Here is a 14,592-nt window from a genome sequence, read left to right as displayed (position 1 = left end):
GGGTCAAGTGAACAGGCAGCCCTTGATGGCGTACACCGCCAGCTGCCGCGTTTCCCCTAGTCATGAGAGGGCATTTTTTGTCTACATCGAACGCGTTGATCAGTGCCAAAGCCGCCACCGGCATCGAAGGGCTGGACGATATCCTGGCCGGTGGCTTGTCTCGCAGTCATGTCTTTCTGCTGGAGGGCGAGCCCGGTACCGGTAAAACCACGGTCGCATTGCATTTTCTTCTCGCCGGCGCGCGCGCCGGGGAACGCTCGTTGTACATCACGCTGTCGGAAACCGAGCGGGAGTTGCGCCAGGGCGCGCTGTCCCACGGCTGGGAACTGGACGAGAACATTCACATTTTCGAACTGACTCCGCCGGAAAGCCTGCTCAATGCCGAACATCAGCAGAGCCTGCTGTATTCCTCGGATCTTGAACTGGGCGAAGCCACCCGACAGATTTTTGAAGTGGTCGAGCGCTTCAAACCGACCCGGGTGGTGCTCGACAGCCTCTCCGAGATTCGCCTGCTGGCACAAAGCTCCTTGCGTTATCGTCGACAGATCCTGGCGATCAAGCATTATTTCGTGCGCTATGACGCAACGGTACTTCTGCTGGACGACCTGACCACCGAGTCCCTCGACAAGACCGTCCACAGCGTGGCCCACGGCGTGATCCGCCTCGAAGAACTGACCCCCAACTACGGCGCCGAACGCCGGCGTGTCAGGGTGGTCAAGTATCGAGGCCAGAAATATCGCGGTGGCTTTCACGACTTCACCATCATGGGCGATGGCGTGCATGTGTTCCCGCGCCTGGTCGCAGCGGAGCATCGTAACGATTACCCGCGCCTGCAACTGAGCAGCGGGATCAACCAAATGGACGCGCTGCTGGGGGGCGGAGTCGAGACCGGTTCCAGCACGCTGATCCTCGGCCCTGCAGGTACCGGCAAATCATTGATCTCGATGATTTTCGCCGCAGCGGCAGTCACTCGTGGCGAAAAAGCCGCGCTGTTCATTTTCGATGAAGAACTGGGCCTGCTGTTCGAGCGCATGAAAAACATCGGCATCGACCTCAAGGCCCTGCAAGCCACCGGCAATCTGCTGATCGAACAAGTCGATGCCGCCGAACTGTCTCCCGGGGAGTTCTCTCACCGGGTGCGTCGCTGCGTCGATGACGGTGACATCAAGACAGTCGTGATCGACAGCATCAACGGTTATCAGGCCGCCATGCCGGAAGAGAACGCGCTGGTCCTGCACATGCACGAGCTGTTGCTGTACCTGAATCGCAAGGGCGCCGCGACCTTCATGACCGTGGCCCAGCATGGGCTGGTCGGCGACATGCAGGCGCCGGTGGACATCACGTACCTGGCCGACACGGTGATCCTGTTGCGCTACTTCGAAGCCCTCGGCAAAGTCCGTCGGGCCATTTCGATCATCAAGAAACGCACCGGCAGTCATGAATCGACCATTCGTGAATACCGCATTTCTACCCAGGGCATGACCATCGGCGAACCACTGGAAGCTTTCCAGGGTGTGCTGCGCGGTGTGCCCTCATACTTCGGCGCGAGCAATCCGCTGCTCAAGGAAGACAACTTGTGACCGTCACCGTGCCGCTGTCGGAACGGGCGCTGATTCTGGCGCCCCTGGGTCGTGACAGCCAGATTGCGCTGATGATCCTCAACGAGGCCGGGTATGGTGGCCTGATCACCCCGGATCTGGCCAACTTGTGCAGCGAACTGGAACCCGGCGCGGGTTTGCTGTTGATCGCCGCTGAAGCCCTGCGCGGTCCGGAGCTGGAAACCCTGTTGCGGTATCTTGAGCAACAGCCTGCCTGGTCCGACCTGCCGATCGTATTGCTGACCCATCATGGTGGATCCGAACAGGGCCCGTCTTCGCAGCTCAGTGATTTGCTGGGCAACGTGACCTTTCTCGAGCGCCCTTTTCATCCGGCGACGCTGGTCAGCATGATTACTGCCGCCCTGCGCGGGCGACGACGACAGTACGAGGCCCGCGACCGCCTGATTGATCTGAGCGAAAGCGAACGGCGCCTGCAGTCAACCCTCGAAACCCTTGAGCAACAGGTTGAAGAACGCACGGCGCAATTGCGACATAACGAAGAAGCCCTGCGCCAGTCGCAGAAAATGGAAGCGGTCGGCCAGCTTACCGGCGGTATCGCCCACGACTTCAATAACATGCTGACCGGCATCATCGGCAGCCTGGAGTTGTTGCGCCGACGCCTGGCTCGCGGGCGCCTGGAAGATCTCGACAGCCTGATCGATCTGGGCGTTACCTCCGCCAACCGGGCAGCCGGCCTGACCCACCGTCTGCTGGCGTTTTCCCGGCGGCAGTCGCTGGATTCCAAGGCCGTGCAGATGAATGATCTGGTGAAGTCGATGGGCGAGCTGCTGCAGCGCAGCCTCAACGAAAGCATCCAGCTGGACATGCGCCTGCACGAACAATTGTGGGTGGCGGAAGCCGACCCCAATCAACTCGAAAGCGCCCTGCTCAATCTGGTGATCAACGCACGCGACGCCATGCCCGACGGCGGTCATCTGGTGGTCGAGACAGGCAATCAGGTGCTGGATCGCGAATTCACCGCGACCTACAACAACCTTTCACCCGGCGACTATGTCGTGTTGAGCGTCACCGACAACGGCTGCGGAATGCCGCAGAGCGTGATCAGCCGCGCATTCGATCCGTTTTTCACCACTAAACCCATCGGTCAGGGCACCGGGTTGGGCCTGTCGATGATTTATGGCTTCAGCAAGCAATCCGGTGGCCATGTCTCGATCGATAGCGAAATCGACAAAGGCACTACGGTCAAACTCTATCTGCCGCGCTTCCAGGGTGAGTCCCTGCCCCACGTTCCAGTGGGCATGGAGCAGGCGCCGGATGCCGTGGAAGGCGAAACGGTGTTGATCGTCGAAGACGACCCGGCCGTGCGCGTGCTGGTCAGCGCGGTATTGAGTGAACTGGGTTACGGATTTGTCGAAGCCAGCGACGCCGACGGCGCGGTGCCCATCCTGGATTCGGCGCAGCGCATTGATCTGCTGATCAGTGATGTCGGCCTGCCGGGCATGAATGGCCGGCAACTGGCGGAAATCGGCCGACAGTACCGTCCAGAGTTGAAAGTCCTGTTCATCACCGGTTACGCCGAGCACGCGGCGGTACGCGGCGGGTTTCTTGATCCGGGCATGCAGATGATCACCAAGCCGTTCACTTTCGATCTGTTGACGGCGAAGGTGCGGGAGATGATCAAGAGCTGAGGCGGTTGACGCCTCAGGCCAGCAACTCTTGAATCTTCTCCTGCAACACGTCCAGGTCGAACGGTTTTTCCAGGATCGGTGCCCGGCGGGTGATCGGGCTGCCGGTCTCGCGGATTTCCTGCGGATAGCCGCTGATGAAGATCACTTTCAGATCAGGTCGCAACTTGACGGCGGGCTCGGCGATCTGCACGCCGGAGATCCCGCCAGGCAGGCGAAAATCAGTAATCAACATGTCCAGATGCGGCTTGCTCGCCAGAATCTCGAACGCCTGCTCGCCGTTTTCGGCCTGCAATACGCGATAGCCCTGCCCCGACAGATAGTCCGTCAGCACCATCAGGATCACCGGTTCGTCCTCGACGACGAGTACTACATCTTGTGCATCTACGCTCATGGGAAGCCTTTGTTCGGTCAATAGCTGCTGATACGACCGTGTGGTCACTCAGAGGTTGCGTTTGTTTTGCCGTTTTCCTGGAGCGGCAGACAAACGCGAAACAGGGCGCCCTCGTTGATCTTGCTTTCGACGACGATGGAGCCGCCATGGGCGGCGACGATCTGCTCGGAAATGAACAGACCCAGCCCGAGTCCGGCCACCACCGTCTTGGCGGAAACCCGTTCGAACTGTTGAAAAATGCGTTTCTGGTTCTCTTCACTGATGCCGATGCCCTGGTCCTGAACTTCGACCCGGGCCTCATAGCCTTCGCGATAGACCCGTACCTGGATCGGGCTTTTACCGCCGTAACGCAATGCATTGGTCAGCAGGTTCGACACGACCTGCTCGATGCGGAACTCGTCCCACTGCCCTTCCACCGGCTCGGTAGCGGTGAAACTGACCTCAGTCTCGGCGGCTTCGATCTGCTGGGCAAAGTTTTGCAGCAGATTGCCCACCAGTTGCGCGAGATCGAAGCGGCTCGGTCGGATCGACAGCTTGCCGGTGCGGATCCGCGAGACGTCGAGCATGTCCTCGATCAGCCGGATCAGGCTTTTGATCTGACGCTCGTCGCGGTCGACCATGGCGTGCATCTTGTCGAGGGTAAACGCGGCGGCATTGTCCCGGGCCAGGTGCATCTTGCGCAGTTGGGTTTCGAGGATAAGGCCGTTGAGCGGTGTGCGCACTTCGTGGGCGACGATCGACATGAAATCGTCGCGCATGCGCACCGCCTGCTCCAGTTCGCCCTGAGTGCTTTGCAGCTGCTGTAACAGTGCTTCCTGCTCGCGACGGCTCTGCTCCAGGGCTTCGACCTGTTGTTTCATCGCCTTGCTCTGGCGGTACAGGTCGACGAAGACGTTGACCTTGCTCTTCACCGCGTGGATATCCAGCGGCTTGTGCAGGAAGTCCACCGCGCCGCTTTCATAACCCTTGAACGCGTAGTTGAGTTCACGGCCGGCGGCGCTGACAAAAATGATCGGGATATTCTTGGTCTTCTCGGTGCCGCGCATCAGCTCGGCCAGCTCGAAGCCGTTCATGCCGGGCATCTGCACGTCGAGAATGGCCATGGCGAATTCGTGTTGCAGCAGCAGCGACAGCGCTTCGTCCGCCGACAGCGCCTTGTAGACGGTGCGGTCTTCGCGTTTGATCAGCGCTTCGAGGGCCAGAAGGTTCTCGGGCAGATCGTCGACGATCAGCAGTTTTGCCTGGATATTACTCAGCATGCGATTCGTTCCAGCTCGACAAGCAGACGGCCGATGCCGTGTATGGGAAGGATGTAGTCCGGTTGATGCGTCTTCAGCGCCGCACGAGGCATGGTGGCGACCTGCGCCTCGTCGGGGTCCTGCACGATGGTCAGCCCGCCCAGGCGTTTGACTTGCGCCAGCCCCCGCGCGCCATCGTGGTTGGCGCCGGTCAGCAACACGGCGGCCAGCGACGGCCCGTAAGCGTCGGCAGCGGACTCGAACAGGAAGTCGATCGAAGGCCGTGAATGATGCAAACGGTCTTCAAGGCTCAGCGACAGACTGAAATCCTGCTCCACCGACAGGTGATAACCCGGCGTCGCGAAGTACACGGTGCCGGGGGTGATGTCCTGTTTATCGATGGCTTCCGCGACCGGCAGCGCCAGCCGTCGGGCGAAGACCTCGGCGAGCTGGCTGCGACGCTCTTCCGGCAAATGCAGGACGATGATGATCGGCAGCCCGAACCCGGCGCGCAGCGAGCCAAGCATGCTCAGCAAGGCCTCGACGCCACCTGCGGAAGCCCCGACCACAATCGCCTCGATCCGAGGCAAGTCCGCTGCACTGTTCATGATTTGCGGTAGATCCGTTCTTGTTTCACCAGCGGTTCGAACTGGTTGGAATACCCGGAAAAATCCAGGGTTTCCTTGCTGCCCAGCACCAGAAATCCACGATGGCACAACGATTCATGGAAGAGCCCGAACGCTCGATCCTGAAGCTTTTTATTGAAGTAAATCAACACGTTACGACATGAAATTAACTGAGTTTCGGAGAATACACTATCGGTCGCCAGGCTGTGATCGGCGAAGGTCACGTTCTCGCACAGGCTCTTGTCGAAAATGGCGTAGCCATAGGCAGCAGTGTAGTAGTCGGCGAACGAGCGCTGACCACCGGCCTGCTGATAGTTGGCGGTGTAGGCGCGCACGTTTTCCATCGAAAAGATCCCCTGCTTGGCTTTGTCCAGCGAGCGCGGGTTGATGTCGGTGGCGTAGATGATCGTGCGGTCCAGCAGGCCCTCTTCGCGCAGCAGGATCGCCATCGAGTAGACCTCCTCGCCAGTGCTGCAACCGGCGATCCAGATCTTGATCGACGGATAGGTCTTGAGCAGCGGCACCACCTCCTGGCGGATCGCCAGGAAGTGCGACGGATCGCGGAACATCTCGCTGACCGGGATCGTCAGCAATTGCAGCAACTGCATGAACGCCGTCGGGTCGTGCAGGACTTTCTCCTGCAAGGCCGAGATGGTCGCGCATTCGAACTGGCTCAGCGCATGTTGCACCCGGCGCTTGATCGAAGCGCCGGAGTAATCGCGAAAGTCGTAGCTGTACTTGAGATAAATCGCCTCGATCAGCAACCGCAGTTCGATTTCACTGTTCCGTTCAACGGAATTACTACGTTCCACTAAATGCGTTCCATCTTCGGTAACCACACGCGAATCAGCGAGAACAGGCGATCCAGGTCAATGGGCTTGGCCAGGTAATCATTGGCGCCCGCCTGCAGGCAGCGCTCCTGATCGTCCTTCATGGCCTTGGCCGTCACCGCGATGATCGGCAGCTTGCGCCAGCGCGGATCCTTGCGGATTTCCATGGTGGCTTCAAAACCATCCATTTCCGGCATCATCACGTCCATCAGCACCAGGTCGATGTCCTCGACTTCATTCAGTTTTTCAATCGCTTCACGACCGTTTCGGCCGATCACCACGACTGCACCTTTGGTTTCCAGCGCGCTGGTCAGGGCGAAGATGTTGCGCACATCGTCGTCCACCAGCAGCACTTTGCGTCCCTCGAAGACCTTGTCGCGGCTGCGGGCGGTCTTGAGCATCTTCTGCCGTTCATGGGACAACTGCGATTCGACTTTGTGCAGAAAGAGTGTGACCTCGTCCAGCAGGCGTTCCGGCGAGCGTGCGCCCTTGATGATGATCGAGCGCGAATACTTGCGCAGCTCCGCCTCTTCATCGCGGGTCAGATTACGTCCGGTGTATACGATCACCGGCGGGAACGAACAGATGTCCTCGGTGGACATGCGTTTGAGCAGGTCGTTGCCGAGCATGTCCGGCAGCTTCAGGTCGATGACCATGCAATCGAAGATCGTCGTGCGCAGCAGCTCCAGCGCGTCTTGCGCCAGGCCGACGGCAGTGATTTCGATGTCGTCGTCGCCGATCAGCCGCGCGATACTTTCCCGTTGCAGATCGTCGTCCTCGACCAACAGCACGCGTTTGACCTTCTGGGTCAGTTTGGCCTCGAGACGGGCGAACACGTCCTTGAGTTCTTCGCGGGTGGTCGGTTTGACCGCGTAACCAATGGCGCCCATGTGCATCGCCGCTTCGACGCGGTCTTCCACGGAAATGACGTGCACCGGGATGTGTCGGGTTTCGGCGTGTTCTTTCAGGCGTTGCAGGACGGTCAGACCCGAATGATCCGGCAGGCGCATGTCCAGCAGGATCGCGTCCGGCACAAACTCTCTCGCAAGGTCATAGCCTTCATCGGCGCCGTGGGCGACCAGGCACTGGTAGCCCAGTTCGTGGGCCAGATCGTAGAGGATGTGGGCGAAATTCGGCTCATCTTCCACCACCAGAATGCAGCGGGTATTGAACGGCGCCTTGTTGCGGTCATCGTTGAAGCGCGGGATGTCGATGGTCGCCAAAGGCGAAACCGCTGCGACCGGCGCGATGACCGGAGCAGGGACCGGCGGACTTAAAGTCAATGGCACAACCGGCATGTCACCCGGCTCGCGGTATTGCTGCGGCAACACCAGGGTGAAAGCACTGCCCTGCCCCGGTGCGCTGCTGACGCTGATCGAACCGCCCAGCAGTGTCGCCAGATCCCGGGAAATCGACAGGCCCAGGCCAGTGCCGCCGTATTTGCGGTTGGTGGTGCCGTCGGCCTGGCGGAAGGCTTCGAAAATGCTTTCCTGCTGATCCGCCGCGATCCCGATCCCCGAGTCGCGCACGATGAAGGCGATGCGATCGTCCGGCTGGCCGGCGATGGTCAGGCTGACGGTGCCCTGCTCGGTGAATTTCACCGCGTTGGACAGCAGGTTCTTGATCACCTGTTCCAGACGCTGGCGGTCGGTGAACAAGGTGATCGGCGCATCGGGCTGCAACTCGACGGTGAACGTCAGTTTCTTGTCCGCCGCCAGCGGTTCGAACACGCTGCGCAACCCGTCGGCCAGGCGCGCCACGCTGGTGTTCTCCGGCAAGACTTCGAGTTTGCCGGCCTCGACCTTGGAAATGTCGAGAATATCGTTGATCAGGTTGAGCAGGTCGTTGCCGGCAGAATAGATCGACTCGGCGAACTTGACCTGTTCAGCGGTGAGGTTGTCCTGCGGGTTTTCCGCCAGCAGCTTGGCCAGGATCAGCGAACTGTTCAGCGGCGTGCGCAGTTCGTGAGACATGTTGGCCAGGAACTCGGACTTGTACTTGCTCGAGCGCTGCAATTCTTCGGCGCGTTCTTCGAGTTGTACCTGGGCCTGATTGAGTTCGGTGTTCTTCTGATCCATGGCGTCGCGCTGCTCGGCCAGGGTCAGGGCCTGTTCGGCCAGTTGCTCGTTGGTCTGTTCCAGCTCGACTTGCTGGGTTTCCAGATGCGCCTGGGACTCCTTGAGAATCCGCGACTGTTCTTCGAGCTCTTCGTTGGCGGTTTTCAGCTCTTCCTGCTGCACCTGCAACTCTTCATTGAGTTGCTGGGTTTCGGCCAGCACTTCCTGCAGACGCTGGCGATAACGCGCCGCTTCGATGGACGTGCCGATGTTGCCGGCGATCAGTTCCAGCAGCGCCACATCACGGTCGGTGAGCGGACGCAGGAAACCCAGTTCGATCACGCCGTTGACCCGTTCGTCATCACTGGTCGGCACCACCAGCACACTGTGCGGCAGACCTTCACCCAGACCGGAACTGACCTTGAAGTAGTCGGACGGTACCGAGTCGAGACGAATCAGCCGAGCCTGCTGGGCGACCTGCCCGACAAGACCTTCATTGCTGGAGATCAATTGATCCTGTTGTTCCTGTTCGCGAGAAAAACCGTAAGTTGCCACGCGTTTGAGGCCGCCATGTTCTTCGCGCACATACAGCGCGGCCACTGCGGTGCCGAGGTACTGGGCACAGAACTGCAGAATGTTGCGCCCCAGCAGATTGACCGTCAGTTGCCCCAGCACTTGCTCGGCAAGCTGGGTCTGGCCGTTGCGCAACCAGGCTTGCTGTTCCAGGCGTTTGGCGCTGGCCTCTTGCGCCGCCAGGGTCGCGCCGTAGCTTTGTGACAGGTTGAGCAGATCGCGCCGGCCGACGTAGGCCAGCAGGCCACTGATGCCGGCCACAAACAGCAAGTAAAGGCTGATGCTCCAGATCGTGGTGCGGCGCACGTCCTCGTTACGTGAAGCCCGCAACAACTGTTCGGTTTCAATCACATCTTCGAACTGTTTACGTATTTCGTCGGTCAGGCGCTTGCCCTTCCCCGTTTTGACTGCCGACTTGTAATCACCGCTGGAGCGTTGCAGATCGATCATCGATTGCGCATACGTCGCCCACTCGGTTTGCAGCGCCTGAAGACGACGCAGGCGGTCGGTTTGAGCCGGGTTGTCCGCAGTCAGTTCAAGCAAGGTATTGAGTGCCACGGCGATGCGCGGCTTGGCCGTTTCGTACGGATCGAGAAAATGCTCGTCGCCGCTGAGCAGATAGCCGCGCATTCCCGTTTCCAGGTCCACGGTGAGTTTTACTGCTTCGTTGGCGTTATTGATCACCCGGTCGGTGTGCTCCACCCACTGGATCACCGACAACAGATAAGTAATCAGTGAAACAAAGAACACGGCACTGACGACGCCGACGCCCAACGGCAAACTGACGTTGCGGGTCAGGAGTTTGCGAAACCGTTGCTCATCAACCGAAGACGGAGAGGACATGTGGCAGCCTTGTCGAACTGTTGAAAAACAGGGAGTTTGCCCCAAAACGGCGGCATGGATCCATTTTTCTCACAGAGATAGCACCGTTTTCCCACATTTGCCTGCGCCGAATCCCAAGCCAGCGGTTATCCTTGCCCAACCGTTTGCGCCTACTCTTTTTTTGTATTCATTCGGGAACTTGTGGCCATGCGCCACTTACTCATGCAAGAGCCCGGCATTTTTGATCGACCGGCGCCCCTGACCCCCATTTTTTGAGAGCCGCCATTATGTCCAGCCCTGTGTCCACCATCCTTGTAGTAGAAGACGACGCCATCGTGCGCATGCTGATCGTCGACGTGCTGGAGGAATTGGAATTCAAGGTTCTGGAGGCGGATGGCAGCGAACAGGCGCTGGCAATTCTCGAGGATGTGAATCAGCACATCGACCTGATGATGACCGACGTCGGCCTGCCGAATATGGATGGCCGTCAACTGGCCACCGAAGCCCGCAACATTCGCCCCGCACTGCCGATTCTGTTTGCCAGCGGTTATGCCGAGACTATTGAAGTACCGGCGGACATGCACGTGATTGGCAAGCCGTTTTCCATTGATCAATTGCGCGACAAGGTGAAAGCGGTTCTTGGGCAATCCTGAACGCCGAACCGGGAACTTGCACTCCAGGCCCCCTCTTCGGGCAGACTTGCAACCTGCCCTGACCAACTTTGAAACCAACTGCAGCTATCCACCAACTAAAGCGCGCATTTACTCTGACGCCGCCCCGTAGTTGAAGATTTGTTGCATCCCCAACATTTGCACAAACAGCGAGGTCACTACCAATAAACAATTAAAGGATAAATTGTTAATGCAACTTTCACAGGACGGAAGTCTGCTGAGCACCGACAATCCGGCATTGGATTTAGGTTATATTGTCGAACGCCAAAAACTTGATCTCGCAGAGAAGTCCAATATCGTATTGGCACTTTCCGATCTGGTCGGGGACCGCGCAAGTGCCGAAATCATTGATCTGCACTTCATTACGGTGCCCCGAACATCGAATAGCGCTTTTGATAACGCCCAGGAATTTGCCCGCGTCGCTCTTGCGAAGATGCTGGAGACCGAGGACTTTCTTTTTCTCGCCGAAAAACATGCACTGCCCGGCGACACGATTGTCTGCATCAATGAACAGGCTCGACTCAGCGCCTCGGCGGGTGGCACCTGGATCGACTTGACGGGTGACAATGTCATCAGTGCAGATCTGCAAGATGAAATCCTCATGGTCGGAGAGTGTGCAGTACGCACCGGTGGTTACGTATTTTCCACCGAGGTCTTCGGCCTTGAGCAATGGCTTAACTTCCATCAATACACCCTCCCGACAACCGTCGCCGAAACACGCAGTCTGATTGCCTGGCTCGAATTCCAACTGCCGACCAGTCCGGTAACGGGGGATTATCACGAATTGCTGTTGGCGCCGGTTGAGTCGCCCTTCCATCTTTCAGCGACCGAGCGTCAAACGATCAAACAGATCGCCAAGGACACGACAAAGGGTCGAGTCAGCCTCCTGCAACATATCGCTACCCCGGATTTCAAGGCACTTGAGGTGGCATCGAGTCGCGAACGTGCCGGCATTCATCTGGACCAGTTGCTGCAGACACCGAATGCCTGGGCGTTGGGAATCCTTCTGCATGACCGGCTCGGCTGGCATCTGGACCAAGGCAACCATGAAGCGGCTTTGCGACAGATCAAATGCATGGTTGCAACAGCGCTGATTCTGGATCTCGGACTTGAGGTCGAGCGACACGCAAAAGTCATTGCCGGTTTTCAGCTGTATCACCCGGACAATGTCTCGAAAACTGCACCGCAGGTGGTTGAAGCGTTGGAATGGCAACTCACTCGCGAACTGCAACTGGATCCGCTCTACGCACCATTGGCCGCACACCTTCTGCTGGCCTGCGCTGCGCCACAGTTGCTTGTGCAGCAGGCTCCCGCCGAACTGACGATCGGTAAACCCGGCTGGGTGATCGTGTCCCAGGCCGTTGCGCTGGTCGAACTCACGGCGCCAGGCGCATCGCGCCTGATGACCTATGACCGGATCAAGGCGTTTTCCGAACTGACTCCTGTCAGTGCTGCCCAACGCACGCTGCATGAGTTGGCGACCATTACGCCCATCATCCAATGGGCAATGCTCAACGGCATATTGCCCGGTACTACCGAAGATGATGACGTAAACGCCTTTACAACCGCCGCCAACCGTTTCAGCCAATATGCGCAAGCGTTGAACGAAGTCGAAACCGGTATTGCGATAGTTCCGCCTGATCGACGGCAACTCGCGCTTCAAGAGCTCAAACGCGTCTTGCCAGATGGCAGTTACTTGGAGCAACCGGCATTCAAGGCCAACTTCGATGTTGCGCTTGACGAGCGCAGTGCACTGGAATGGCTGGCGCTTATTGTTCCCCCCACCGAATGGAGTGTGAAAGACACTTCTGCTGTAGGGAGGCTGCGTGTCTCGATTCTAGACCTTTACATGTCGGGTGATCTGGTGGTCAACGGCAAACTGACCGACAAGTTTGAAAGCGCCAGATACTTCAACCCGCCACGGAATGCCTTTGCCCGACTCGGTGAACTGAAACCGATCGACGCCTTATTTGAAAAATCATTCGAGCAATACCATCTGACGCTAAAGAAAAGTCAGGCCTCCATTCTCAAAATGGCAGTGTCCAACTTGCCCGAACGTGACAGGACAATGATCGCCAATGGTTTTATTACGTTATATACCGTCAGGGAATCGGTAAATCCGCTCAACCCGTTTGAAGAAACTCAGCGACATCGTGAAGCGGCCAAGGGGCGCTACGGCCTGATTATCGGATGCCAGCACGAAAAGGCGTTTCGCTGTTATGAGCTGTTTACCCTCAGAGGGTTGTGTCGTGAACGCCCGGAGCTGGCCGCCCTGTTGCGGTCCAGGGGTACACTGTTCGAAGAGCCTTCGCTGGCGTATGACGGCCAGGACACGGACTTCCAGCCCAAGAACCCTGCACAACGATGGCCGATCGACTTTAATGCCTACCTGAAGGGCGACGCGCCGAAACAGGGAGTCTGGTCCGAAGTGGTCGTGGAAAAACTCTGGAACTTCGTCCTTGCCTCAGATGAAGTCCAGCCAGTCCCACTGTTTTTTTCCCGTGCCTTGGACGCCCTGGCCGAAGGCGTTCTGGGCAATCACCCGGTCGCGACGCGCGACGAACTGTACTCATCGCTGTATCAACAGACCGAACTGCAAAGGATTCGCGCTAAAAACGCTCAGATCAATGAAGCTGTGATCAATGTGATCGTGCCGTTCAAAAAATGTATTGAAGACATCCGCTCAGGCGATGCGCCCCGGGTATCCGAAGGCATCGGCGGTTGCATTCTTGACGGCCTGGCGTTGCTGGGGCTGGTGGTCGGCTTTGGCGCCACGATTGTCGGCATCGCGGGCAAGACAACCTCGACAACCGCCAAGGCTCTGAGCATCGCCAAAGCGGCTGCCCACCTCTCGGTATCGTTCCTGAATCCCCTGGATGGCTTACCGACGCTGGCTTTACAAGGCGGGCGCCTGGCCAAGCGAGGCGTTCTGCTTTTGAGCAAACACGGGCTCAACGTGGTGGAAACCGCCACGGGCCAACTGCGTAAACTGACGGGGAGCGCGCAGTCCTACGACCTGGTCAGGGCCGCGCAAAAAAACGACTTGTTTCAAGGCACCTGGAAAGCGGCGGATAACCTGGAGGATACGATCAACCTGCTGGCACTGCAGCGCAACAACGACTGGTATGCGCTGAACCTGAGAGTCGGTGGCGCTTGGGGGCCGAAGCTGAGAAACCTTAAGGTGTCGCCTCTGGCGCCGCTTCGCCGGTTCTTCGGCCTTGCCAAACCTTTTGACTATTCTCGGGCAATCGTGAAGAGGGCAATGCCTTTTGCGAAGCGCAAAATCGATAACGCATTGAGTCTGTTGGCGCAGACACCAAACGACGACACGCGCTCGATCATTAAACATATATTCGGTAGCGATACCGATGATGTCCTGCAACATGTGGCGATGAATCTCAAATCGATGCGTCAGGATCTGGATTCGGTCACCGTCGCCAACATGTCCTTCAGAAAGGGTTCAGATGCCTATGCAGCACTGCGACCGGCAGCGTACAAACGCTGGCAGGCCCGTGTACAGGCGGGTACGCATCGACAGAAGCCAGTCCCGACGTTTCTGGATATCTTCCCCGAAGGACTGGATGACTATTACCGCATGTCGAAATATGACGACAGCCGCGTGGCCGATATCGTGATTCACGAACTGGCGCACGGCGCGCCCGACACCCTGGATCTTTACTACGGAATAGTGAAAGAGAGGGCCACCGGCCCCGCCGAGTTTGACGTGGCCGGTTTGCTCCAGCTAGGAAGTGCCACCGATACGAAGGCGCTGCACCCCAGGAATCTTTCCAACCTGCAGCATAAGAGCGCATACGCACAAGGGCTCGAAGCATTCGATTCCATTTCCAGTACGTTGCCCGAAGTGGTTCGAAAACACCCCGCACTCTTTAATGCCGACTCCTATTCATTGGCAGTTTCCATGCTCGATCAGGCAAGCACTCACCGAGAAGCCTTCCTGATCAATCTCGCGAAGATCAACAAGGGTGTGAAAAACACTTCCGATCTCGGTTTCATCAAGGGTTCATTGCGGGTCAACCTGGCCAAGGCCTCGAACTGAGAAAAAGCGGATCGGCGAGCGCGCGCATTGTGTTTTAATTCGCGCGCATTTTTTTCGTCTCTTCGTCCCAGGAATCGTTT

The 14,592-nt window shown here is 58.2% G+C and carries 9 protein-coding genes; 4 read left to right on the top strand and 5 right to left on the bottom strand.

All coding sequences use genetic code 11. From position 1 onward, the window contains the following. Window positions 1-77 precede the first annotated feature (77 nt). Together ACSPX5_RS09085 and ACSPX5_RS09080 are read left to right on the top strand one after the other, a co-directional pair. On the top strand, window positions 78-1,580 hold the full coding sequence (locus tag ACSPX5_RS09085; RefSeq protein ID WP_323160378.1) for an ATPase domain-containing protein: 1,503 nt from the start codon (window positions 78-80) through the stop codon (window positions 1,578-1,580). Further along, window positions 1,577-3,247, top strand: a complete 1,671-nt coding sequence (locus ACSPX5_RS09080) for an ATP-binding protein (protein WP_169430352.1) — start codon at window positions 1,577-1,579, stop codon at window positions 3,245-3,247. The genes ACSPX5_RS09085 and ACSPX5_RS09080 overlap by 4 nt, the downstream gene beginning before the upstream one ends. Before the next feature lie 13 nt (window positions 3,248-3,260). Here ACSPX5_RS09080 and ACSPX5_RS09075 read toward each other — a convergent pair whose 3' ends face one another. From ACSPX5_RS09075 to ACSPX5_RS09055, 5 genes are read right to left on the bottom strand one after another with little or no spacing between them, the layout of a single operon-like run. Then, window positions 3,261-3,638 carry a response regulator gene (locus tag ACSPX5_RS09075; protein WP_007954537.1) on the bottom strand — a complete coding sequence of 126 codons (378 nt, stop codon included), beginning with the start codon at window positions 3,636-3,638 and terminating at the stop codon, window positions 3,261-3,263. A gap of 44 nt (window positions 3,639-3,682) precedes the next feature. Beyond that, complete coding sequence (locus tag ACSPX5_RS09070) at window positions 3,683-4,897, bottom strand: hybrid sensor histidine kinase/response regulator (protein ID WP_169430351.1); 1,215 nt, start codon at window positions 4,895-4,897, stop codon at window positions 3,683-3,685. Then, the gene (locus ACSPX5_RS09065; protein ID WP_169430350.1) at window positions 4,891-5,484 is read right to left on the bottom strand and encodes a chemotaxis protein CheB; all 594 of its coding nucleotides are present in this window, start codon (window positions 5,482-5,484) and stop codon (window positions 4,891-4,893) included. The genes ACSPX5_RS09070 and ACSPX5_RS09065 overlap by 7 nt, the downstream gene beginning before the upstream one ends. Further along, a complete protein-coding gene (locus ACSPX5_RS09060; RefSeq protein WP_039768267.1) occupies window positions 5,481-6,314 on the bottom strand; it encodes a CheR family methyltransferase in 834 nt (277 codons plus the stop codon). The genes ACSPX5_RS09065 and ACSPX5_RS09060 overlap by 4 nt, the downstream gene beginning before the upstream one ends. Then, complete coding sequence (locus ACSPX5_RS09055; RefSeq protein ID WP_207864336.1) at window positions 6,314-9,805, bottom strand: response regulator; 3,492 nt, start codon at window positions 9,803-9,805, stop codon at window positions 6,314-6,316. The genes ACSPX5_RS09060 and ACSPX5_RS09055 overlap by 1 nt, the downstream gene beginning before the upstream one ends. 266 nt (window positions 9,806-10,071) lie before the next feature. On the opposite strand from ACSPX5_RS09055, the gene ACSPX5_RS09050 reads away from it, so the two are divergent. Next, a complete protein-coding gene (locus tag ACSPX5_RS09050) occupies window positions 10,072-10,437 on the top strand; it encodes a response regulator (protein WP_207864338.1) in 366 nt (121 codons plus the stop codon). Between the two features lie 208 nt (window positions 10,438-10,645). Further along, window positions 10,646-14,512 carry a hypothetical protein gene (locus ACSPX5_RS09045; RefSeq protein ID WP_439821496.1) on the top strand — a complete coding sequence of 1,289 codons (3,867 nt, stop codon included), beginning with the start codon at window positions 10,646-10,648 and terminating at the stop codon, window positions 14,510-14,512. Window positions 14,513-14,592 lie beyond the last annotated feature (80 nt).

This window comes from Pseudomonas sp. HLG18 (genome assembly GCF_051903985.1).
Classification (GTDB): Bacteria; Pseudomonadota; Gammaproteobacteria; order Pseudomonadales; family Pseudomonadaceae; genus Aquipseudomonas; species Aquipseudomonas fluorescens_BT.
This window is presented reverse-complemented; position numbering and strand designations above follow the sequence as displayed.